Annotated in this window: 20 protein-coding genes, 1 tRNA gene and 1 pseudogene; 8 read left to right on the plus strand and 14 right to left on the minus strand. The window is 50.3% G+C overall.

All coding sequences use genetic code 11. From position 1 onward, the window contains the following. Window positions 1–102 precede the first annotated feature (102 nt). From R9X49_RS21555 to R9X49_RS21570, 4 genes are all read left to right on the plus strand, one after another. Window positions 103–594: a YhfG family protein gene (locus R9X49_RS21555; RefSeq protein ID WP_319850312.1), complete on the plus strand. Its 492-nt coding sequence runs from the start codon at window positions 103–105 to the stop codon at window positions 592–594. After that, complete coding sequence (locus tag R9X49_RS21560; RefSeq protein ID WP_319850313.1) at window positions 587–1,171, plus strand: putative adenosine monophosphate-protein transferase Fic; 585 nt, start codon at window positions 587–589, stop codon at window positions 1,169–1,171. Before R9X49_RS21555 ends, R9X49_RS21560 begins: the two co-directional genes overlap by 8 nt. Before the next feature lie 583 nt (window positions 1,172–1,754). Next, complete coding sequence (locus R9X49_RS21565) at window positions 1,755–2,234, plus strand: Hcp family type VI secretion system effector (protein ID WP_039280041.1); 480 nt, start codon at window positions 1,755–1,757, stop codon at window positions 2,232–2,234. Window position 2,235: 1 nt separating this feature from the next. After that, the gene (locus R9X49_RS21570) at window positions 2,236–3,072 is read left to right on the plus strand and encodes a DUF4225 domain-containing protein (RefSeq protein ID WP_248465818.1); all 837 of its coding nucleotides are present in this window, start codon (window positions 2,236–2,238) and stop codon (window positions 3,070–3,072) included. Window positions 3,073–3,163: 91 nt separating this feature from the next. Here R9X49_RS21570 and R9X49_RS21575 read toward each other — a convergent pair whose 3' ends face one another. The 3 genes from R9X49_RS21575 to R9X49_RS21590 all read right to left on the minus strand — a co-directional run bounded on the left by R9X49_RS21575 (window position 3,164) and on the right by R9X49_RS21590 (window position 4,356). Further along, window positions 3,164–3,559: a hypothetical protein gene (locus tag R9X49_RS21575; protein ID WP_319850315.1), complete on the minus strand. Its 396-nt coding sequence runs from the start codon at window positions 3,557–3,559 to the stop codon at window positions 3,164–3,166. Between the two features lie 74 nt (window positions 3,560–3,633). Next, entirely contained in the window at window positions 3,634–4,020 is a 387-nt protein-coding gene (locus tag R9X49_RS21580; protein ID WP_319850317.1) for a hypothetical protein, read from the minus strand. Between the two features lie 260 nt (window positions 4,021–4,280). Continuing rightward, window positions 4,281–4,356 (minus strand) — tRNA-Thr (locus R9X49_RS21590). A 540-nt stretch (window positions 4,357–4,896) separates the two neighbouring features. On the opposite strand from R9X49_RS21590, the gene R9X49_RS21595 reads away from it, so the two are divergent. Further along, window positions 4,897–5,316, plus strand: coding sequence for a hypothetical protein (locus R9X49_RS21595; RefSeq protein WP_319850318.1), 420 nt, complete (start codon window positions 4,897–4,899; stop codon window positions 5,314–5,316). 307 nt (window positions 5,317–5,623) lie between these two features. Here the strand turns inward: R9X49_RS21595 and proA are convergent, their stop codons facing one another. From proA to gpt, 7 genes are all read right to left on the minus strand, one after another. Then, window positions 5,624–6,877, minus strand: coding sequence for a glutamate-5-semialdehyde dehydrogenase (gene proA / locus R9X49_RS21600; RefSeq protein ID WP_319850319.1), 1,254 nt, complete (start codon window positions 6,875–6,877; stop codon window positions 5,624–5,626). A gap of 10 nt (window positions 6,878–6,887) precedes the next feature. Further along, on the minus strand, window positions 6,888–7,991 hold the full coding sequence (gene proB, locus R9X49_RS21605; RefSeq protein WP_005975751.1) for a glutamate 5-kinase: 1,104 nt from the start codon (window positions 7,989–7,991) through the stop codon (window positions 6,888–6,890). Window positions 7,992–8,114: 123 nt separating this feature from the next. Next, complete coding sequence (gene crl, locus R9X49_RS21610; RefSeq protein WP_319850320.1) at window positions 8,115–8,489, minus strand: sigma factor-binding protein Crl; 375 nt, start codon at window positions 8,487–8,489, stop codon at window positions 8,115–8,117. Between the two features lie 114 nt (window positions 8,490–8,603). Then, a complete protein-coding gene (locus R9X49_RS21615; RefSeq protein ID WP_319850321.1) occupies window positions 8,604–10,703 on the minus strand; it encodes an ankyrin repeat domain-containing protein in 2,100 nt (699 codons plus the stop codon). Between the two features lie 11 nt (window positions 10,704–10,714). Then, window positions 10,715–12,808, minus strand: a complete 2,094-nt coding sequence (locus tag R9X49_RS21620) for an ankyrin repeat domain-containing protein (protein ID WP_319850322.1) — start codon at window positions 12,806–12,808, stop codon at window positions 10,715–10,717. A 9-nt stretch (window positions 12,809–12,817) separates the two neighbouring features. After that, window positions 12,818–14,068 carry an esterase FrsA gene (gene frsA, locus R9X49_RS21625; RefSeq protein WP_319850323.1) on the minus strand — a complete coding sequence of 417 codons (1,251 nt, stop codon included), beginning with the start codon at window positions 14,066–14,068 and terminating at the stop codon, window positions 12,818–12,820. A gap of 211 nt (window positions 14,069–14,279) precedes the next feature. Next, the gene (gpt, locus tag R9X49_RS21630; protein ID WP_010282559.1) at window positions 14,280–14,738 is read right to left on the minus strand and encodes a xanthine phosphoribosyltransferase; all 459 of its coding nucleotides are present in this window, start codon (window positions 14,736–14,738) and stop codon (window positions 14,280–14,282) included. Between the two features lie 330 nt (window positions 14,739–15,068). On the opposite strand from gpt, the gene pepD reads away from it, so the two are divergent. Further along, the gene (gene pepD / locus R9X49_RS21635; protein ID WP_319850324.1) at window positions 15,069–16,529 is read left to right on the plus strand and encodes a beta-Ala-His dipeptidase; all 1,461 of its coding nucleotides are present in this window, start codon (window positions 15,069–15,071) and stop codon (window positions 16,527–16,529) included. Between the two features lie 82 nt (window positions 16,530–16,611). Here pepD and dinB read toward each other — a convergent pair whose 3' ends face one another. Both dinB and R9X49_RS21645 read right to left on the minus strand, forming a co-directional pair. Next, on the minus strand, window positions 16,612–17,670 hold the full coding sequence (dinB, locus tag R9X49_RS21640) for a DNA polymerase IV (RefSeq protein WP_319850325.1): 1,059 nt from the start codon (window positions 17,668–17,670) through the stop codon (window positions 16,612–16,614). 75 nt (window positions 17,671–17,745) lie between these two features. Continuing rightward, window positions 17,746–18,546 (minus strand): helix-turn-helix transcriptional regulator, encoded by an 801-nt coding sequence (locus R9X49_RS21645; protein WP_319850326.1) that lies wholly within the window; start codon window positions 18,544–18,546, stop codon window positions 17,746–17,748. Window positions 18,547–18,805: 259 nt separating this feature from the next. Between R9X49_RS21645 and R9X49_RS21650 the strand changes: the two are divergent. Together R9X49_RS21650 and dpaA are read left to right on the plus strand one after the other, a co-directional pair. Next, window positions 18,806–19,588: pseudogene (locus tag R9X49_RS21650) on the plus strand (class I SAM-dependent methyltransferase); the annotation flags it as partial. A 256-nt stretch (window positions 19,589–19,844) separates the two neighbouring features. Continuing rightward, complete coding sequence (gene dpaA, locus R9X49_RS21655) at window positions 19,845–20,579, plus strand: peptidoglycan meso-diaminopimelic acid protein amidase (protein WP_319850327.1); 735 nt, start codon at window positions 19,845–19,847, stop codon at window positions 20,577–20,579. Here the strand turns inward: dpaA and R9X49_RS21660 are convergent. Next, window positions 20,550–21,317 (minus strand): class II glutamine amidotransferase, encoded by a 768-nt coding sequence (locus tag R9X49_RS21660; protein WP_319850328.1) that lies wholly within the window; start codon window positions 21,315–21,317, stop codon window positions 20,550–20,552. The two genes, dpaA and R9X49_RS21660, sit on opposite strands and share 30 nt — an antisense overlap. 50 nt (window positions 21,318–21,367) lie before the next feature. Next, window positions 21,368–21,949 (minus strand): D-sedoheptulose 7-phosphate isomerase, encoded by a 582-nt coding sequence (lpcA, locus tag R9X49_RS21665; RefSeq protein WP_005975726.1) that lies wholly within the window; start codon window positions 21,947–21,949, stop codon window positions 21,368–21,370. Window positions 21,950–22,278: the final 329 nt, after the last annotated feature.

Raw genomic sequence — 22,278 nt, forward strand, 5'->3', positions numbered from 1 at the left:
AACAGGCGACGAGTTACTCATCACCCATTCAGGTAAGATACTGCCAGGCTGCAATTGTGGTACTCTTGATCGCATATATATGCGGATTAAAGGTGAAAGCACATGCGCTATGAAATGGCGGTACTCGCGGCTCTGGTACAAGAGGATTCCCCGAATACGCACTCTATCGTCACCGCTACAGGTATCTCTGAAAGAAAAGTACAGGAAGTGTTAAGCACCCTTCAGTCAACAATGGATATCAGCATTACACGCGTCAAAAATGGCAAACGGCAAGCCTTGTCTATCTCTTCATGGGGCGTGTTCGGTGACGGAGAAAGGTTGGTCAAGAAATTGAAAAATACCGACCTGTTGATATTTAAACAACATCGTAAAATCACCACAAAAGCGTTGCCAAACAAAACGCGATCCTCGCGCATGGTGACGCTGGAAGAAAAGCGTGATTACTACAATCAGGTGAAACTCAAAAACTATCGGGACAGTATGCGCCTTGAGGGATTCAACGTTGAGGATACACCACTTCCCTCTGACAAACAGGAAAGGGAAGCGCTGAGAAAAAACCTGATTGCTATGTATAAAGCGGGTGGTTATGTCTGATAAATACGGCTCAGGGCAAGATCCTTATATCTACCCTGATAGCGATGTTCTGATAAATAAGCTCGGCATCAACGATGACAGTCAATTCGACGATGCGGAGCGTCAGTTATCCGAATTGGCCGTTCTCGATATTGAATTTGAAGAACCGCCTTACGATTTACATTATTGGTGTGGGCTGCACGGGAAAATATTCGGGGATTTATTCGATTGGGCAGGAGAAATACGGCGTATCGATATATCTAAAGGACAAACACGTTTTTGCACCGTATCCCGTATTGAAATTGAAGCCAATAAAATTTTTACTCAACTATCCAGTGATGATTTTTTACAAGGCCTTGAACGTCCAGATCTAATAGTTCAACTAGCAGAATACTATTCAGATTTGAATGTAATTCATCCGTTTCGGGAAGGCAATGGGCGTTCTCAGCGTTTATTGTTCGAGCATATGATTATCAATTGTGGCTATGGTGTCTCTTTCGAAAATATCGGCGTTCAGGAGTGGTTAGCGGCTAACGTGGCCGGATACCACGGTAATATTCGACCATTAGCCGATATTTTTGAGAAAAGTATTCTCTGACCCCTTCAATAAAAAGATTTTGCACAACACTGTTCCCCCCTCTTCACCACAGTTTTTTATTTTTATTAATCAATAAATTAATGGGTGATGAGTCGGCGGACAGGTAATGGTGCAGCGTATACTCATTTGTCGGCGAAGCAGTTGAGTGAGCACACTACTAGAATAATTTGATGCGATTTTAGAACGCAATGGCACAAGTGGGGAACGTGATTTACATTAATGCTAGATAACTCATTGAGTTTATGGTGATAATAGGAACAATACCTATCATGTATTCCATTGATTATAAATATTAATTCCCTGTTCCATTTTCACACATGCCCCCAATAATGCCCCCGAATAATTTTTTGACCAATTTAAGGCTTATGTTTATAGGTGGTGAAGGGATATCGTTCTCTTCTACCAGAATTAAATCCCACTTAAATAATTATCACAATAATTATAACCAAAATAATCATTTAAAATCATACACATTGAACGATAACGGCTATTGACTCGTTGACTAAAAAATGCAGAAATTACCCCTCCCATAAGGAAAAAGGATTTATGGGGCCGGATTATGGACAACGTTAAGGAATAAATAATGGCAAATTTGATCTATCTGAAACTCACCGGCATCAAACAAGGTCTGATCTCTGCGGGCTGTTCAAGTGCAGACTCCATAGGCAATAAATATCAGGCTTCCCATGAAGATGAAATTTTTGTTTATGAGTTAATGAACCAGATAACAAGACAAGATAACGTTTCACTCTCCCCTGTGGAAATCAGAAAGCCAATAGATAAAGCCACCCCGCTTCTGGCACAGGCATTGAATGGTAATGAAAAACTAACCTGTGAGTTCTTTTTTTACAGGACTTCTCAATCAGGTGGTAATGAACTCTATTTCAAAATGGTGTTAAGAGATGCGGTTATCAATGATATCCGTTTTTTCGCCCCAAACTCATTAACGCATAACGAATTACAACCACAAGAGAATATTTCATTTAAGTTCGCATCGATTGAATGGGAGCATGTGGTCGCTCGGACAAGCTCTTATATCTTATGGAAAGATGTGGAGTATTAAAATGAGTATTGATTCATCCCATCAATTTCACTTTTTAGAGGAAAGCAACCGCCTGAGGAGAGTTGCTCTGCTGGCTTCCTCTTTTTTCATTCAAGATAAAACATTAAGAATGCGTTATCTTCGTGAAATTGAGGATTTCATCAATGAAACAGAGATGAAACTCAGGTCATCAACAATTAGTTTTTTTGATAAAAATCATATTCTATATGAATTGGTAACCGAGCGTGAAGAAACAGAAAGAGACTACCAAAAACTACGAACCGGTGATTATGTAAAATATATCGTTACGGATATATTTGAAGACCAGGGTGTTTTAAAATACACCAAAATCGCATCTGGTGTTGTTTCGGGTGGTTTTCAGGCATTTATGGGATATCGATTAAATCAATTAGGGAGATATCTCAATATAAAACATTTTAAATCATTTGGAGTTTTATTAATCTCCCACGGATTCAATAATGCTTATGAGTCAGCAACCCCTATAATATTTGATGGTAAATATAGTGCAGGACCAGTCAGACACATATACAGAGGTCTTGCTTCTCTTGCAGGATATAACGATGATGCCGGAGATGCCTTGTATAGCGCAGGTGATTTGTCACTCACCATTTACGCCTCTTTAAGAACACCAGTATTAGTGGACAGTCCTACTCGATTGGCCTCACGAGGTTTTATGGATAAACCAGGAACAACAAAACTATTCAAATATGCTCATGGCGATTTTAAACCCAAATATACTGCGGCAAGTAGCATAATGAAGCTTTATATGGTAGGGGGCTCTGCTTATAAGATATATGCTGAATTCACAGATGACAATTATCGTTTAGGCGATAAGTGATTTTTTAGTTTAAATACGTTATCCCATCATTACCCTGTAGCAATGACAGTTGTCATTGCTAACTTCCATAAGTATAAAAATTATATATCATTTAAAATCTGACTAAACAATTAAATGAATTTAAAACCCGCAGAGGGATTAATTTAATCATCATAATCATTGTGATTTTATAGTTTTCACTTTTAGCTTTCATAAAACTAATAACCGAAATCCCATAAATTAATAAAAATATTTTTATACTTTTTATTACAACACCATACTCATAGTATCCATAAATAGCAAACCCTAGAGACATAAGAAAAAGCATCAGCATTTTATTCCAGCACAGATATGCGATGAAATAAATATAATCAGAAAAAGATTCAATGTCTTTTATTTTTATATTTTTTCCATAAGCCCTGTTTTTTGTATCTACATAGTTATTTTTCAGGCGAAGTAATTCCCTGACACTCAATCCTGATTTTAAGATTAACACTCTTTTATTCATTACACGCTCCCTCGCTCATAATACAAGTCATTCCTGATTAACCAATATCGCCGCTGAATAACGTTAAAATAAAATCAGTTAGCAAAAAAAATCATCAATTTAAATTTAATTAATTTTAAAACCGTAATCATATGTATATTATAATGATTAGCCTCAACTTTTAATACGCAAAAAATCGATATCGAATAAATAATAAAAAAAGTTTTGACAAAGGCAATCACATTGCCACTATCATAGTAAGCGTAAATTGAAAAAAATAAGCTCATGAAGACCGGAAGATACATTGCTTCCCAGCATAAACGAGTAACGATAAAAACATAGTCTGCAAAGGACTCAGCTTTCTTCGTTGGAGTGTTAAATTTGAAATCATCACTTTTTACATAGACATAATTATTTTTCAGGCGAAGTAGCTCCCTGACTGTAAGCCCTGATTTTAAGAGTAGTGCTCTTTTATCCATCATCCATTCCCTTGATTGTTTGTCCTACTAACCAGCTAAACCTTACCCCTTCGGCTCAATCCCCTGCTTTCTCAATTCCTGACGGGCAAGTTCTTTGAATCAGTTGCCGAGGCTGACCCCTTCTTTTGCTACGACTTCATCTAGCTGTTCGCGTAGCTCAGGAGAGAGTAGACGAGCAGAGACAATAAGGGCCGTGAAACCGCGTATTATAAAGGTTTAAAGGGTGTTTGAGTAGGCTTAGGGGGACGTTAAAATAGGTAGGATGGTGCCGATAATAGGAGTCGAACCTACGACCTTCGCATTACGAATGCGCTGCTCTACCAACTGAGCTATATCGGCTTTGGGATCGTCGTGGCGAGAGCCAGACGTGAACTACGGGGTGACAAATTAGTGATAATGGTACGTCAAGTCAAGCGTTTGGCGATCGTCTGCCGATTTTATCATCACCCTTACGTTGATAAGGCATTTCTGATAATTTTCCGTACTAATAACGCTATAGGCTATAGCTTTTCGGCTTAACGGACGCACATGCAGAGTATGTTTCCTATAGTCCCCCTTTTCTTCGGGTGAAGTACCAGAAAGAGAGAGTACCTAATCATGTGAAAACACCATTTTATTTGCAGATAAATATTCCTGTTTTATAAAGGGTGATATTTACAATAAAAATATCTTTTTACCTTTCCGATATAAATGTAATACATAACAAAACCCACCTGTACGGTTTAGGATAATTCCCTATTCTTTTTATTTTCTATTTTGCTCTACTTAAATGACCAAGACGACAAGGAGGCGGTCTTAACGTGAAGCTTTCAATAATATGTTGTCGACGACAAGGTTATTGTTAGCGTAGTCATAGAGCGCTGTAAGAGGAAATAGACCATGAATATGAAACCATTGTTTTTAGGCTTAATACTGGGAACCAGTTACATTGGCATGGCGGCAGCAAATGATCTGGATTCTGCCCGGGCATCCGCAGAATCCGCTCTCAGCCACGATCGCGCTGAAGCAAGAGAAAAAGCGTCAGAAGCGCGAACCAAGGCGCATGAGCATGAAGCCCAGGCGCGGGAAAAAGCGAATGATTTCAAAGCGGATCTCAAATCAAGGGAACCAGAAGCCAAAGAACGGGCAGACAAAGTCAAAGCTGATGTGAAATCCAGAGAATCCGAAGCCAGAAAAGACGCCGAAAAAGGCTGGGCCGACGTCAAATCTAAAGCGGATAGTTTTAACAGCCGTGCGGAAAAGAATGCTCGTGAAACCGCCGACTCCATCCACAATGCCGCAGAGAAGCATCAGCGTTAATATGAAATAACGCGTTATTGTAATAGAGGATAAATAATTATTACCTTTTATCCTCCGATAGCAAGACAGGTTATGTATTTGTGAAATATCACACAAAGCATAGTTTGTTACTATTGGAGGATATTTATTTTATGCGGTTATTTTATTGCATTTTTATTGCTGTATTACATTTTAAGTTAACTACATATAACACAGCAAAAAATTACAGCTGAAATGAGATGTCTTATTTAGAAAAAAAGGCTGAAGTAAAAAATGGCGTGAAAATAACGCTGCGCATACCAATTTGATATACGCAGCCATTAATCGATTAGGCGCGAATCAAATCGTCGCCATAACCAATCCACTTATAGGTGGTCAGCGCTTCCAACCCCATTGGGCCACGCGCATGCAGTTTCTGGGTGCTGACCGCCACTTCTGCCCCCAAACCAAACTGGCCGCCGTCGGTGAAGCGCGTACTGGCGTTGACATACACCGCGGAGGAATCCACTTCACGTACGAAACGTTCTGCATTGCTCAAGGAGCGCGTCAGAATCGCATCAGAGTGCTGCGTACCATGTTCGCGAATATGGGCAACTGCCGCATCCAGGGAGTCCACCAGCGTAACGTTCAGGTCGTTAGAGAGCCATTCGTCATTATAGTTGGCTTCTTCCACGGCAACGACGCTTGCCGGGCCACCTTTCAGGTAAGGCATCGCGGAAGGACTGGCATGGAGCGTAACGCCTGCCGCCGCCATTTTCTTGCTCAGAGCTGGCAGGAAGCGATCGGCAATACGTTGATTGACCAGCAGCGTTTCCAGGCTATTACAGGCGCTAGGGCGCTGCACCTTGGCGCTTTCAATGACGGTCAGCGCCTTGTCGAAATCGATGCTGTCGTCAGCATAGATGTGACAAACGCCGATCCCCCCGGTAATGACCGGAATCGTCGATTGTTCACGGCACAGCTTATGCAGGCCAGCACCACCGCGCGGAATCAGCATATCCACGTAGCGATCCAGCTTCAGCAGTTGATTAACCAGTTCACGATCCGGGCTTTCAATCGCCTGCACCGCAGCGGCTGGCAGGCCGCACTGCGACAGCGCCTGCTGAATCACTTTTACCGTCGCCGCGTTGGTGCGGTACGTCTCTTTGCCACCGCGCAGAATCACAGCGTTACCGGTTTTCAGGCACAGTGACGCCACATCGATAGTGACGTTCGGGCGCGCTTCATAAATCACACCGACCACGCCCAGCGGCACGCGGCGACGTTCCAGCTTCAGGCCGTTATCCAGCATGCTGCCGTCCATCACCTGCCCTACCGGATCGGTCAGGCGACAGACCTGGCGCACATCGCTGGCGATCGCACTCAGTCGTTCCTGCGTCAGAAGCAGACGATCCTGCAATGCCTCACTCATGCCATTTTGGCGCGCATCGGTTAAATCCAGCGCGTTAGCCGCGAGAATCGTCGCGCTCTCGGCCTCCAGCAAATCCGCAATCGTCAGCAGCGCGCGATCTTTCTGAGCCGTGCTCAAGACTGCTAGCTGATAAGAGGCCGCTTTTGCCGCTTTACCCATTTGTTCAAGCATCGCGAACTCCTTAATTGATAATCATATCGTCGCGGTGGATAGCCACCGGACCATATTCGTAGCCAAGAATATCGGCAATCTGTTGAGAGTGGTGTCCGGCAATCATACGCAGCGCATCGCTGTTATAGCGCGTCACGGCATGCGCCACATCGCGCCCCGCCAGACTACGCACGCGGATCACTTCACCACGGGAGAAATTCCCTTCTACGGTGCGGATACCTTTAGGCAGCAGCGAACTGCCACGCTCGAGGATCGCCGAGAGCGCGCCGTCGTCGACGGTGATTTCCCCCGCCGGCGGTGCGCCGAAAATCCAGTGTTTACGGCTTTCCAGCGGCGCATCGAGCGCATGAAAACGCGTTCCGACGGAGATATCCGCAATCACATCGCCAATTACGCCCGGCTTGCTGCCTGCGGCAATCACCACATCGATACCAGCACGACAGGCCACATCGGCAGCCTGTAATTTGGTCGACATACCGCCCGTTCCGAGACCTGACACGCTATCACCGGCAATGCTGCGCAGCGCATCGTTGATGCCAGTGACTTCACGGATCAGCTCCGCATCAGGATTATTGCGCGGATCGGCGGTAAACAGCCCGGCCTGATCGGTCAGCAGCAGCAGCTTATCCGCATCGGCCAGAATCGCCGCCAGCGCAGACAGGTTGTCGTTGTCACCCACCTTGATTTCGGCGGTGGCAACGGCGTCGTTTTCATTAATCACCGGAACAATATTGTTATCCAGCAGCGCCCGCATGGTGTCGCGCGCGTTGAGGAAACGCTCACGATCTTCCATATCCGCACGCGTCAGCAGCATCTGCCCGACGTGGATACCGTAGATGGAAAAAAGCTGTTCCCACAGTTGAATCAAGCGGCTTTGACCCACGGCGGCCAGCAGTTGTTTGGTCGCAATCGTGGCCGGGAGTTCGGGGTAACCCAAATGTTCACGCCCGGCGGCAATCGCCCCTGAGGTGACAATAACAATCCGATGCCCTGCCGCATGTTGCTGCGCGCACTGGCGCACCAGTTCAACAATGTGGGCGCGGTTAAGACGGCGCGAACCGCCGGTTAGCACGCTGGTGCCCAGTTTCACAACCAAAGTCTGGCTGCCGCTCATAATTTCTCTGCCGTTGGATGTCAAAAAATAAGAATAAGGAAAACGTTGTAGCAGGACAGACGCGTTATGCCAACAGGCACAACGCGAAAACCTGCGAATAAATCGGGGATCGTCAGGGAAGCATCACGGTCGGGCGACGAGGGTACAGGCGGGTTCCAGCGAGCGCAGCAGTTTCTCCAGTCGGACATGGAAAGCCTGTTTGGCATTTTCCACCTGTTCCATCACGGCTTTATCCTTGATTTTTTCCTCACGCCAGTTGCCCTGCTTATCAAACAGACCGTAGTGATAATCATAGGCAAAAGCCTGGCCAGTATCTTCCAGATTCAGCCACCAGCCCCAGAACTCACGATTTTCTGGCGCAGGCTTGATGTTGACGCAAACCGCCAGGCAATCAAAGAAGAACGCGGTATCCTCGCACTGCGCTTCACGGATATAAGGCCCCAACGACGTAAAATTTTTCATGAGTCGGCTTTTGGGGTGTCCACTCGGTAACATCATTTACGATCTCCTCTGGTTGAACCTTCTTTTTAGCAGAGAATGGCAATTTATCAACCACCTGGCGTCAGGTTACTGCCCAACGCCCGGCTTTTCAGCTTTTACACCGACGTGCTCCTATGCGGTCGGTTGACGCTGCACGGCAAAGCGTGAAAGCCCTGTTTCAGTATGTAGCGCAGGCAATGCCAGCAGCGTTTGCAGACGTTCAGCAAAATAAGCGTGAACCGGATGCTTGCCGTCCAGCGCACTTCGCAGCTGTGCTTCTGTAAATGGCGTCAGCCTGAGCAGCGCTTCGAAGATCTCTTTCCGCTCGTCCTGCACGCTGAGTGACAGCGGCGTTACTCCATCATCATTGCTTTGGCGGAGATCCGCACCGTAGGCATGTAGTATCGCCAGCATGCGGGCGGATACCGATTCCGGGCGCGGCGGGAAATCAACAGAACGGCGACTCGTTATCGCACACAGCGCGGGGGTCATTCCGCCTGCGATACGCGCATTCGGATTGGCGCCATAGTGCAGCAACACCTCAAGGCAATGCTGTGCGCCCTGTTTCGCTGCCAGCATCAGCGGCGTCATCGCGGGCTCACCCCACGCGACGTCCTTCTCTATCCCCTGTTGCAACAGAACCTCAAGCGTTGCTTTACGCCGTTCGGGCGTCACACTCGTATTATCAATCACTCGATGCAGCGGCGGCGCAAGGGTGCTCGCCGTTTCCGCATTGAGACCAACGCCTTGCTGAATCAACCAGTTCAGCACCAGCGGACGACACCCTGCCGCAGCGGCATAAACCATGTTCATCCCGTCTGGTGCCGTGCTATGCAGGTTCATCCCACAGGAATGCAGATGCCGGAAAATATCAAGCAGCACGCTTTCATGCGGGCCGGGCTGTAAATACAGCAACAGCGCCATCCCCAGCGGCAGCGCACCGCTTTCTTGCAGCACATGCTGTTGATTGAAATCAGCACCGTGCGCGAGCAGCAGATCGAGCAGGTCAGCATGATATTGTCCGGTGGCAATCATCGCCTCACAGAGCGTATAAAGCGCTGGCCACGTTGTCGGCGTATCGTCCTCCTCCTCCCACATCGTATAGCCAATATTGGGAGAAGCACCTGATTCCAGTAGGTGTTCGAGAGAGGAAGAAAACACGCGCTGGACGCGGCTATCCGTTACCGCAGCTTTGGCTCGCAGCACAAGATATTGCGCCAGCACCGTACCCTGATTGACATCATTTCCGCGCTCAGCATCGCGTTCGTACTCTGCGTCATCCTCATCATCGTCAGGTTCGTGCTGTTCAAAACGCAGCGGATAACGGCGATCGAGATCGGCAGTCCGTTCCGCAATACGCCGTATCAGCGCAGGAGGAAACGACCTTTCCAGCGCATCCAGCAGGACGCTGTGTGCAGGCACATCGCAGCGCATATCCGGGAATCTGTCCAGCAAGAACGCACAGCACGGCGCAGGCAGGCCGCAATGCAGCGCCAATTCCAGCCAGGTCACCGAGGTTTTCTGTTCCTGATTTTTCAGGGTTTGATTAAATGACAGCGTAAAGCCCGATTCCAGCATGCCTTCTCGCTCGGCCTGTGCAACGATCGGCTGAAATACTTCCAGCGTCATCCATGACCCGGCATGCCGAAATACCGTTTCCAGTATCGACGTCCCCGTCAGGCGTACCGGGCTATCCGCGTGGAACAGCCGCATTAACAAAAAGCGATCCTGCTTTTCCAGCAGAATATCGACGGGATGGCGTTTCTCCGCCTCGGGGTGAAACAGGACGGGCTGATTGATATCCAACCCGTTTGCCAGCAACAGCTCCAGCATCGTACTGCGCTGAGCATGGGTATAGACCGGGCTTTCGGGCAGATCAAAAAAGCAGTGTAGCCAACTGCGCCCCTGATTATCATGAAAATCCAGCCGGGCCCCGTGCTGTAAAAGTAATGTCGCAATCTCAGGAGAGTAAGACGTGATCGCCGCGAAGAGCGCACTTTCGCCCTCAGGCGTTTCGATACTCGCCCCTTTTTCCAGCAGATGGCGGACAAGATCGATTTCCGTGTCGCGATCCTGACTCAATTGATGCAAAACCGTTTGCCCGCCGCTCAGCACGTTGATGTCGCCTTTAGCCAACAGATAGCGCTCGATCAGTTTCCGCTTCTTGCTGGTGGGGACATCAGAGAAGCAAATCGCCTCTAACGTATCCGTTTTGGAAGATGAATCAAACATATACGACGTCCTTATAGCGGCAACGGATGATGGGAAGACGACGACTCGCCTGCGCTGAGTCGCGCAATCTGTTGGCGTAGCTGATCGGAGAAATAGCAGTAGCGGTTGCCCTGCGCCAGCCAGTCCAGCAGCCGATGCATGTCATCCAGACTGGGAGACAGTATCTCCAGTAGCGCTTTGAACACCGCTTCGTGTTTATTGCGAATACAGCGAACCAGCAGATCGTTACCCGCTTCGTCCACCCGCGCGATCGTCACGCCATACTGATGAAGCAGGGTCACAATTCGCGCCGCCGCCGCATCGGCGCGGTGTAGCGCACAGCGCAGGGGTGTCATGCCGTTAGCACTGCGGGCATGCGGGTTGGCTCCTCGCACCAGCAGCACCTCGGCACACTTCGCTTCACCATAGTAAGCCGCGCACATTAGCGGCGTGAACTGCTCATCAATCGAGAACTCATCAATATTCGCGCCGTTATCCAGCAGCACCGCGACGGTTTCAGCACGTCGCTCCGGCGTCAGCGCTTCATCGCTATACAGGCTGATGGTTTTATGCAGAACGGGGGAATTGTCGAATCCGCTCAGCGTGTGAATATCCACACCGTGCGCAATAAGCCACTGTAAAACCTGTGGTCGAGAGCCTATTCCCGCAGCGGCTGCCGTGTTGATCAGGTAAGCATTGGTCGCCTGCAAATCCATACCGTGTTCGTACAGGTAGTTCATCACCTGAAGCAGTACATCTTCATGTGTCGAATTGTAGCCACGCTGAAGCAGCGTAATGCAGAGCGGTTCGCTGACCGCACTTTTCTTCACGTTGAAATTCGCACCGTGTGCCACCAGTAAATCCAGCAGATCGGGGCGAAAGTTATTCGCCGACACCATTTCAACGCAAACGAGGTAAAGCAATGACCAGTTCCGCATTTCATAGCTACGCCCCCCGCTCATTTTATCAACCAGAGGCGACGCACCGTATTGCAGCAACAGGCTCATGGCATCGTAAAAATAGGCGTAATAGTCAGGCTCGCTCAGCGCCTTTATCAGACGGTTGTCCACAAATTGCATCATGGCCGAGCTACCGACGTCAGGGTACGCATCGGCCTCCCACCCGCTCTGTTTTTTCCGGCCAGAAGAAATGAACAGGGAATAAGGTCGGTCAATATCTGCCGTTTTTTGAATAATCCGCTCCACCAGCGCGGTCGAATAGCGGTTAAGCAAGGCATCCAGAACAAAACTGTAGTTGCTTAAATCGCAGCGGATATCAGGATAGGTATCAAGCAAGTATTCACAGAGTCGTTCGTCCGCGGCGTAAAAAATGGCCATTTCCAATAGCGATCCATCGGTACGGATCTTCTTGTCTTCGGAAAGAATCACACCGGGCTCACGATAAGCCGATCCCCCAGCCCGTTTCACGATCTGCTGAAAGAGCGGGAGTGGCAGCCACTCGCTTTTATAGTTAAAGAGGCGTTCAAAAATGCCGGTTTCGGCGAAATGAATCGGGATATCAAGCTGAAAGATGTGCTCCAGCAGGCTCACATCCTTCTCACACATCACGATCTCGATCGGAAAGCTGGTTTCCAGTGATGTCCAGAAAATGGTTTCACGATTGAGATCCAAGCCGTAGCGTAACAATAGATCGAGCATTTGCTTACGCTGGTCGTCGGTGTAGGTATGTCGATCTTGTGGGCAGTACAGGTAGTTCAGCCATGAGTTGCTGAAGAAATTGAGGTAGTGCACATCAGCGCCGTACTGAAGGTAGAGCTCGGCCAGTTCCAGATGGAAAAACTCGATCGCATTATGCAATGCGCTGAATCCTCCAGGCTGTTCAATAAAAGCCCCTTTATCCAGCAGGTAACGAACCAACTCCGTATCCGGCGCGTCCGTATTGACCGTTAGCAAACCGAGTATATTAGCAGTATGGCGCTGCCTTTCATTGATGCTGCCACCCTGCGCCAGAAAGCGGTCGATTTGTCGTTTTTTCTTTTCCAGCGGTAGTTCTGAACAGCAGATGTCATGCAGACTTTGCTGCTGACGAGATAATATTCCCCACATCATTGCATCCTTCAACGATCCCCAAACGGGTAAAAAATTGGCAGGTTCTACGCCTGCCATTGATCATGCTTAACACACTTTATCCTGCAACCAACCGCTGATTTGCTGTAGTGCGCGGTGGAAATTCTGGTACACCGGCGAGAAATTAACCGGCAGCAGTTTCCCTTGTGCGGATGAATTCACAATCAGGCTGGCTTCTTCTTTCGGGCAGAGCGGATCGTTATCCCAGTAGCCTGCCAGCATCGGCGTCGGGCAGCGGCGTCCTAGCAGCCCCTGCGTTTTCAGCGAATAGCGCCCCAGCTCGGTTTTCAACGAGGTATCCGTCGAGAACGGCATGCCCAAGCGACTCGCCAGCACATCCATAAACATATCCGGCACCTGCTGCTGGCGATTCGGATCGCTTAACAGATGATGCACCAAAGGACCGAGACAGGCCACACCGCGTAAGCGCTGCGATTCCAGATACGCCAGCCGAACGGCAATGTTGGCGCCAAAACGGAAGCCAAACGCGACAACGCGGGAGTGATCGACCCACGGGACATCCGGCAGCGCGCGCAAGACCTGCTGATGCAGGAAACTGGAATCCTGAGTCAGCTTCCAGCGGGAAGAAAATCCAACGGAAGGAACATCAATCGTCAGCATCGCCATGCCAGCTGGCGCAAAATAGTCCTGAAACAGGCGATGATAATCGCTCTGCAACATTTCCAGGCTGCCGCACATCAGAACGGTAGGGAAAGGCGCTTTCGCCTGCGATGGCATATGCAGAAAACCGGTCAGCGTGCCGCCACCCGTAATCGGGAAGGTCAGTTCTTTGAGTTCATAAGGCAGGTATTTGGCGGCCTCTTCATAGGCGCGATTTGCCAGCGTTTGCGCCTGCTCCGCCAGCTCATCGCCTTTAATATGCGGATAGGCAGCAATGCTGTAGAGGTTGGCAGCATTCAACCAGAACTGCCCGGTTTGTGCGTCATCACCGCTTTCTGTTGCTCGCTGCTGCCAGTCTGCGCCCTGCTTCGCCCATTCATAAATCCAGTTACCGCCCCGGTAGCCGATCACCGTATCAAGCAGCTGCTCGTTGCTTCTGTCAGCCTTGCTGGCTGCGATGCGTGACAGCACATCTTCAATTTCCCACGGGTCGACGCCACGCCAAATCCACATCAGCCGGTTAATCATCCGATACCAGCTGCGGGTCTTCTCCCCTTCCAGCGTAGAATGCAGCCCCTGCACATCCTGACTATTCCGCGTACGTCTGACCAACGTCGAGGTTTCTGGATGTTTAAAGGATGGTTTGAATAGCGTTTCAGACAGGTTAGCTTGCGCCACAGCAGCCTCCATTAATGTAAACCGCTGTTAGCGGACATCAGACGACTTCTTCGTCACCCGCTAAAGTGTAACGAACTCAGGCCAGAGAAGACAAACACCAACGGCAGAAACACACGATCGGATCAAAGCCTACGGCAAAAATGATGAGGTTCAAAAACAACAATGCCCGGCTAAACCGGGCATTGGTGGAAATCGATATTCGCTCTAGCGATTAACGGCCAGACAACGGCGGAACAAATACCACGCCCATGTCCCACGGCTGTTCAATCCAGGTGTCCTGCGGGATATCGATCACGTAGTCGTCAACCAGAGGCTTACCAGCTGGTTTGGCGAAAATGGTCACAAAGTGCGCTTTCGGGTACATATCACGAATCGCTTTCGCCGTACCGCCCGTGTCAACCAGATCGTCAATCACGATAAACCCTTCGCCATCTCCCTCGGCACGCTTCAGCACTTTCATTTCGCGCTGGTTGTCGTGGTCATAACTGGAGATGCAAACGGTATCAACGTGACGAATGCCCAGCTCACGCGCCAGCAGTGCACTTGGCACCAGACCACCACGGCTAACGGCAATGATGCCTTTCCATTGATCGGCAGGCAGTAAACGCTGTGCCAGTTTGCGGGCATGAATTTGCAACATATCCCAGGTTACGACGTACTTTTCGCTCATAAAATATATCCCAGCCGAATAAAAGTCGGCTTAATTTGAGTCTGAGGGGGGAAAAAGGTTGCGCGAGATTATAGATAGCCAACAACATAAAAACCAGTTTTTCTCAACGTGAGAGCCGAGTTTTTCCCGTCAACCTGCACCCTGCCGAGCCCGTTGGTTCATATTGCAGCAGGAAAAATAAGGCAGGGCCGACGGCAATTCCCCTGCTTTGATGGAAAATGATATTCTGTTGTGACACGCCATGTTATGTGGCTAACCGCGATTAACTTTTAACCTATAGCCCTGCCCGCCAGAACACGAAGGCTGGCCGCTAACAAGGAGACTGAAATAGTGTCTGAATTGTCTCAACTTTCCCCCCAGCCGCTGTGGGATATTTTCGCCAAGATCTGTTCCATTCCGCACCCGTCTTATCATGAAGAAGCGTTGGCCGCACACATTCTGGAATGGGCTAAAGAGAAAGGCATACATGCCGAGCGCGATCAGGTCGGCAATATTCTGCTGCGCAAAGCGGCAACCACAGGCATGGAAAATCGCAAACCTGTCGTATTGCAGGCGCATCTGGACATGGTGCCGCAGAAAAACAACGACACCGTACACGATTTCACCACCGATCCGATCCAGCCTTATGTTGACGGCGAATGGCTGAAAGCGCGCGGCACCACGCTGGGCGCGGATAACGGCATTGGTATGGCATCTGCGCTGGCGGTACTGGCCGATCCAAGTGTTGAGCACGGTCCGCTGGAAGTGCTGCTGACCATGACGGAAGAAGCCGGTATGGATGGCGCATTTGGCCTGCAACCAAATTGGCTTCAGGGTGAAATCCTGATCAATACCGATTCGGAAGAAGAAGGCGAGATCTACATGGGTTGCGCAGGCGGTATTGATTTCATTACCCGTCTGCCGCTGACGCGCGAAGTACCGCCGGCTGGCTATCACACGCTGAAGCTGACGATTAAAGGGCTGAAAGGCGGCCACTCCGGCGGCGACATCCATCTGGGGCTGGGCAACGCCAACAAACTGCTGGCACGTTTCCTGTCCGAGCAGGCGAAAGCGCTGGATATCCGCATTCTCGATCTGAACGGCGGGACATTGCGTAACGCGATTCCACGTGAAGCCTTCGCCACGCTGTCACTGCCAGCGGCGAACGTCGAGTCGTTAAAAGCGCTGAGCCAGGAGTATCTGGCCGTGCTGAAAAATGAACTGTCCGCCGTTGAGAAAAACCTGACCGTACTGGTGGAAGCCAGCGACAGCAATGAGCACCCGCTAACGCAGGACAGCCGCGATCGTCTGCTGGCGCTGCTCAATGCCACGCCAAACGGCGTGATCCGCATGAGCGACGAAGTCAAAGGCGTGGTGGAAACGTCACTGAACCTGGGCGTTGTGACGATGGAAGACGACCACGCGGAAATTATCTGCCTGATTCGTTCGCTGATCGACAGCGGTAAAGATGCCGTCGTCGGTACGCTGACGTCGCTGGGCCAATTGGCTGGCGCGAAAACGTCACCGAAAGGCGGCTACCCAGGCTGGCAGCCGGATGCGCATTCGCCGGTCATGGCGCTGGTGCGCGAAACCTACCAGAAGCTGTTCAACAAGACGCCAAACATCATGGTGATTCACGCCGGTCTGGAATGCGGTCTGTTCAAGAAACCTTACCCGGACATGGATATGGTTTCCATCGGGCCGACCATCACCGGGCCGCACTCGCCGGATGAACAAGTGCATATCGGCAGCGTCGATTTGTACTGGAAATTGCTGACAGCGCTGCTGAAAGCGATTCCGCCCCGCGCTTAATCGCCCACGAATAAAACGTACACGAGTAAAAATCAGGGCGGCGCATAGACGTCGCCCCTTTTTTATCCTCAACTAAACAGCCTTATCCCCAATCAAACACCAGCTGTCGCTCAATTTGCGGGTCGAGCAGCGTCACATGTAGCCCAACCAACCGAACGCCTCTGGATTTACGCCGCTCCTGCCAGGTTTGTTGCGCCAGCTTCAGCAGATCCTGTTTATTCAACATCGGCCACACATGTTCCTGCGTCGTTTGCTGAAAATCATCAAACTTGAGTTTGACGCCCTGACGCGCAATATGCAGATCGGGCTTCACCCGTTTCAGGCGAACTTCCAGTTCCTCATAAAGCTGTTCGATCAGGTTTTCACACTGTTCCCAGTCGTGAATATCCTGCGCCAGCGTCTTTTCCACGCCGACCGACTTCCTCAGCCGATCCGGTGAAATCCGTCGCTCATCGATCCCCTGACATCGCTCCCACAGGACGCGACCAAACTTGCCGAATTCTTTAAGTAGATCCGCCAGCGCATACCCCCGCACATCCGCACAGGTATGCAGGCCGCGTTCTTCCAGCCGTTTCGCCGTCACTTTCCCGACGCCGGGGATTTTCTCCAGCGGCAGCGCCAACAGGAAATCATCCACCTGCTCGGGTGTAATCACATATTGTCCATTCGGCTTATTTAACTCAGACGCGATCTTCGCCAGAAACTTGATCGGTGCAATCCCCGCCGAGGCGGTCAGATCCAGTTCATCCGCGATGGTTCGACGGATGTCTTCGGCGATGCGCGTCGCCGAGCCGTTGCAGTGCGGGCTATCGGTGACATCCAGATAAGCTTCATCCAGAGAAAGCGGTTCGATCAGCGACGTGTAGCGAGAGAAAATCTCGCGGATTTGGCGCGAGGTGGACTTATACACCTCCATGCGCCCCGACAACAAGGTGAGGTGTGGACACAGGCGCAAAGCGGTTGCCGTCGCCATCGCGCTGCGGACGCCGTAGCGTCGGGCAGGGTAGTTAGCGGTGCTGATGACGCCACGACGATCGGCGCTCCCCCCTATCGCCAGAGGAATATCGCGCAGGCGCGGGTTATCACGCATCTCAATTGCTGCGTAGAAGCAGTCCATATCAACATGAATGATTTTGCGCATACTGGCCCTCTGACAACACTGTATAAATATACAGATCAAAGTCAGTATAGACAAGCAGCGCGATACTGCCCGCGTTTACTGCACGATCAGCATCACCAGCTTAAATTCGCTCTGCACGGCAGGGTGGAAAGTCTGTTGATGATAGGCAATATCGCCAAGCGAAGGATGGTGGAAACGTCGCTCGCCACCTTCACGGGCGGTTACCGCCTGCTGCGACCACCAGAGGTTGAACTCACGGCTTTCTTCACACAGCGCCATCACGACTTGCCGCACGGCCTCGGCAGACGCGTAATGGCTGGATTCCGCCCGAAACTCCGCCACCACCCGTTTGGCGCGTTCCGGCCAATCGACCACCAGTGAGTGTGCCAGCGGATTGAGAAACATAAAGCGCAGCAGATTCGGTTCAGGATCGCTTCCCAGCCATCCGGCAAACAGCTGTTCCGACGGCGCATTCCACGCCAGCATGTTCCAGCAGCCATCCAGAAGATACGCAGGACAGGTAATATGGTGCAGGCTGGCGGCAATCTGCGTATCCAGCGACGTTGCCCTACTCTGCTTCTGAGGATCCTTCACGCCAGCCAGACTAAAAAGATAGTCATGCTCTGCGGGTTCCAGCTTTAAAGCCAGCGACAAGCGAGTCAGCGCCGAGGCTGAAGCGGACACATCGCGCCCCTGCTCAAGCCAGGTATACCAGGTGGTGCTGATGCGGGCGATTTGCGCCAACTCTTCGCGGCGTAATCCGCTGGTGCGCCGCCGCCCGGATGCTGGCAGGCCGACCATTTCCGGCGAGGTTCGCTCACGCAGCGCCCGTAAGAAAGCTCCCAGTGCCTTTGGGCCGCTCAGAGAACTGGCAGACATAAATGAATTTGCAGACATAACCAGGTGTCCTTTTCATCCTGCTCGTCAAGGCAAGCTCGAGACGGCAACAGCATGAGTGAAAGCGATGTTAATCAAACAGGGAGTATTTTATACCCGTATAAATGCTCATATTGTACCCGTATTTTTCCCTCACTATAGTGTTCTTAAGCCAAAGACAGTGTTCTTAGACCAAGGATAGTGTTCTCAGACCGACGTCTTCTTTAGTGGCTGGCGCGCCGCCGTTTAACCATGATGAAACGAAAGCAATTCAGATAAAGCGAGAGCAATGATGGAAGAAAAACAGAACCATAATCATCGCGTCGAACACCAGTTCGGCTCACAGGCGCAGAACTACCTGACCAGTGCGGTGCATGCACAGGGCAAAGATTTAACCCAACTGGCCGCGTTATTAGCGCCCTTCCCGCAGGCGCGGGTGATCGACCTCGGCTGCGGTGCCGGACACGCCAGCTTCGTTGCCGCACAGGCCGTTGCAGAGGTTGTTGCCTACGACCTGTCTTCCCAAATGCTGGACGTGGTGAGTCAGGCTGCCGCAGACAAAGGACTGTACAACATTAACGTTCAGCAAGGCGTAGCCGAGTCTTTACCGTTCGAGGATAGCAGCGCAGACATCATCATCAGCCGTTACTCCGCGCATCACTGGCATGATGTCGGACAGGCGTTACGTGAAATGCGGCGTGTCCTGAAACCGGGCGGGCGCGTGATCATGATGGATGTCGTGTCTCCCGGCCATCCGCTGCTGGACAGCTATTTGCAGACGGTAGAGAAGCTGCGCGACACTTCACACGTGCGTAATTACGCACCGGGCGAGTGGCTGAGTCTGTTTACGGAAGCAGGCTTTATCGTGCGTAACGTCACCAGTGACAGGCTGATGCTGGAGTTCAGCAGTTGGATCGCACGTATGCGTACGCCAGAACATTTCTCTGTCGCGATTCGCGAGCTGCAAAAAACGCTGGCGCACGAGGTAGTGCAGCATTTTGACGTACAGGCAGACGGTTCCTTTGTCACCGACATAATGATGATAGAAGCCACCCGCGCCTGACCCGCTTTCCCCTGCCATTAACAACCTCACATTGAGCAGCCCAATCCATTCGGGCTGTTTTTTGTAAATGTTATTTTTTAGCGCTTTTCAACGCTTGATTAATATGAAACCAATGATAATGTGATTTCGTTTTCGTCGTTATCTATTCGCCGGCGAAATATATACCGATAACGGCTGTCCTAACGCTTTCGCTAACACACCAGTAGCGCGACGCGGATGCCGCGTGTAGCAGGCAATTTTATTATCAGGAACCATAATGCAAAAAATCGCGCTGTCGTTTGCGATGTTGTTTTTTTTGCCTTCTCTTGTTGTTACCAGCGCAGCCAGCGAGACCGCACCGCCGCTAGCGCCGATAGCAAAAGAATTAAAACAGCAATTATTAGGCTCTCCGATCTATATTCAGATCTTTAAAGAAGAGCGAATATTCGAACTCTATGCGAAAGTCGGTAACGAATACCGTTTATTGGACCAATACCCCATCTGTAAATATTCGGGCGGGTTAGGGCCAAAACGCGTTGAAGGCGATTTAAAAAGTCCGGAAGGTTTCTATCAGGTCGATCTGCGTCAGTTAAAACCAGACAGCCAATATTACCGCGCGATCAATATCGGTTTCCCCAACGACTATGATAAATCACAGGGATATTCTGGCCGCTATTTGATGATCCACGGCGAATGTGTGTCGGTTGGCTGCTATGCCATGACCAACACCTACATGGATGAGATTTATCGCTATGCCGAAGCGGCGTTACGCAATGGACAGGCGAAGATTGATATCGCCATCTACCCGTTCCGCATGACGGAACAGAACATGCAGCGCCACCGTAATTCCACCTACGCCAGCTTCTGGAAACAGCTTCAGCCGGGGTACGCCTATTTTAATCAGCACAATCAGCCACCGGCCGTCACGGTATTTAACGGGCAATACGTCGTTAACCCACCGCTGATGACCACTCAGCCGACCTTAAAGTACGCGCTCGCCGAAACAAAATAGAACGAATTCACCTGGCATGATCTGATGCCAGGTTTCGTTGCCCGTTAGCGGCTGCGTCGCCAGCACGGTGACGACATCATTGGGTGTCGTCTGCTGCTGGAAATCAATCTCCACATCCTGATCCAACAGCGTCGCTTTACCAAACGGCGCGCGACGGGTGATCCAGTAGAGTTTGGTTGAGCAGTACCCCATCACGAAGCGCCCGTCCGACAACAGCATGTTAAACACGCCTTTCTCCCGCAGGACATCCGCCTGTTTGGCGATATAGCGGAATACCGCTGGCCAGTTGCCCGGCGTGCGCGGGTAGCGTTCAGACAATTGGGAGAGCAGCCAGCAGAAAGCAAATTCGCTGTCCGTTTGGCCTACGGGGCGAAACATCCCCGTTTTCAGGGTGTTGTACCCTTTCAGTTGCCCGTTATGGGCGTACGTCCAGTTCCGCCCCCACAGCTCACGGGTAAAAGGATGGGTATTTTCCAGCGACACCGCACCGCGATTCGCCTGCCGAATGTGTGAAACCACCGCACATGATTTGATTGGGTAATCCTGCACCAGCCGGGCAATCGGCGAGTTATAGCTTGGCAGCGGATCTTTAAACGTACGACAGCCGTTCCCTTCATAAAAGGTAATCCCCCAGCCATCCCGATGCGGCCCGGTATTCCCACCGCGTTGTATCAGCCCGGTAAAGCTAAAGCAGATATCCGTCGGTACATTCGCGCTCATCCCCAGCAGTTCACACATCTGACTTTCTACCCTTCCCTTCTCGCCTTTTTAGAGCATGTTAACGTGGCTTACTGATCCGCCATCTCTTTTTCAATCAGCTGAATCAGGATGTGAATCGCTTTAATATGGATTTCCTGAATACGGTCAGCATAGCCGAAGTGCGGAACACGGATTTCCACGTCGGCCGAACCTGCCATTTTACCGCCGTCTTTCCCGGTCAGCGTAATGACCTTCATGCCTTTCGCTTTTGCTGCGGCAATCGCTTTAATAATGTTGCCGGAGTTGCCCGAAGTGGAAATCCCCAGCAGCACATCGCCTTCACGCCCCAGTGACTCGACATAGCGCGAGAAGACAAAGTCATAGCCAAAATCGTTGCTGACACAGGACAGGTGGCTTGGATCGGAAATCGCAATGGCCGGATAGCCAGGACGGTTCTCGCGATAGCGCCCCGTCAGCTCTTCAGCAAAGTGCATGGCATCACAGTGTGAACCACCGTTACCACAGGAAATCACTTTACCACCCGCTTTAAAAGCGTTAGCCAACAGCACCGCAGCGTTTTGGATCGACTGAATGTTTGCATCATCACTCAAGAAATTATTCAGTGTTTCTGCCGCTTCTTTCAGTTCACTACGGATTAAATCCTGATACATGGAATCCTCTCATTTTGTCTGGTGACAGTATCATCTTCTGCCATGCAGTGTAGCGGATCGTACTAACAGCGAGAAGCGCGTAATCACGGGATCGAGAGGATCGCTGACGCGCGTCAGAAAACGCACGACTGTCGTTCGGTTTGTGAAGTGAGTTGTAATTATGATGTAAACGAATTGATAAAAATAATCAGATAAACTACAACGAATATAAGCAACAGGTCAGACCTCTTACGACATTGACCTATTACGCCTTATTTCACTGATGAAAACGGTTCTCGCTTTCCCCGTCACACAACGCTCGGGGAAGAATGAAAACCCTCCATTCGATC

This window comes from Pectobacterium carotovorum (assembly GCF_033898505.1).
Taxonomy (GTDB): Bacteria; Pseudomonadota; Gammaproteobacteria; order Enterobacterales; family Enterobacteriaceae; genus Pectobacterium; species Pectobacterium carotovorum_J.

Bases quoted from the DNA above. Each gene is read 5' to 3' on its own strand.
- R9X49_RS21620 (WP_319850322.1), bottom strand. From the start codon at position 12,808: ATGGCAGGCGTAGAACCTGCCAATTTTTTACCCGTTTGGGGATCGTTG.
- R9X49_RS21570 (WP_248465818.1), top strand. From the start codon at position 2,236: ATGAGTATTGATTCATCCCATCAATTTCACTTTTTAGAGGAAAGCAAC.
- R9X49_RS21615 (WP_319850321.1), bottom strand. From the start codon at position 10,703: ATGTTTGATTCATCTTCCAAAACGGATACGTTAGAGGCGATTTGCTTC.
- R9X49_RS21595 (WP_319850318.1), top strand. From the start codon at position 4,897: ATGAATATGAAACCATTGTTTTTAGGCTTAATACTGGGAACCAGTTAC.
- lpcA (WP_005975726.1), bottom strand. From the start codon at position 21,949: ATGTATCAGGATTTAATCCGTAGTGAACTGAAAGAAGCGGCAGAAACA.
- proB (WP_005975751.1), bottom strand. From the start codon at position 7,991: ATGAGCGGCAGCCAGACTTTGGTTGTGAAACTGGGCACCAGCGTGCTA.
- R9X49_RS21645 (WP_319850326.1), bottom strand. From the start codon at position 18,546: ATGTCTGCAAATTCATTTATGTCTGCCAGTTCTCTGAGCGGCCCAAAG.
- R9X49_RS21555 (WP_319850312.1), top strand. From the start codon at position 103: ATGCGCTATGAAATGGCGGTACTCGCGGCTCTGGTACAAGAGGATTCC.
- R9X49_RS21575 (WP_319850315.1), bottom strand. From the start codon at position 3,559: ATGAATAAAAGAGTGTTAATCTTAAAATCAGGATTGAGTGTCAGGGAA.
- crl (WP_319850320.1), bottom strand. From the start codon at position 8,489: ATGATGTTACCGAGTGGACACCCCAAAAGCCGACTCATGAAAAATTTT.
- R9X49_RS21660 (WP_319850328.1), bottom strand. From the start codon at position 21,317: ATGTGTGAACTGCTGGGGATGAGCGCGAATGTACCGACGGATATCTGC.
- R9X49_RS21565 (WP_039280041.1), top strand. From the start codon at position 1,755: ATGGCAAATTTGATCTATCTGAAACTCACCGGCATCAAACAAGGTCTG.
- dinB (WP_319850325.1), bottom strand. From the start codon at position 17,670: ATGCGCAAAATCATTCATGTTGATATGGACTGCTTCTACGCAGCAATT.
- R9X49_RS21560 (WP_319850313.1), top strand. From the start codon at position 587: ATGTCTGATAAATACGGCTCAGGGCAAGATCCTTATATCTACCCTGAT.
- R9X49_RS21580 (WP_319850317.1), bottom strand. From the start codon at position 4,020: ATGATGGATAAAAGAGCACTACTCTTAAAATCAGGGCTTACAGTCAGG.
- proA (WP_319850319.1), bottom strand. From the start codon at position 6,877: ATGCTTGAACAAATGGGTAAAGCGGCAAAAGCGGCCTCTTATCAGCTA.
- gpt (WP_010282559.1), bottom strand. From the start codon at position 14,738: ATGAGCGAAAAGTACGTCGTAACCTGGGATATGTTGCAAATTCATGCC.
- dpaA (WP_319850327.1), top strand. From the start codon at position 19,845: ATGCAAAAAATCGCGCTGTCGTTTGCGATGTTGTTTTTTTTGCCTTCT.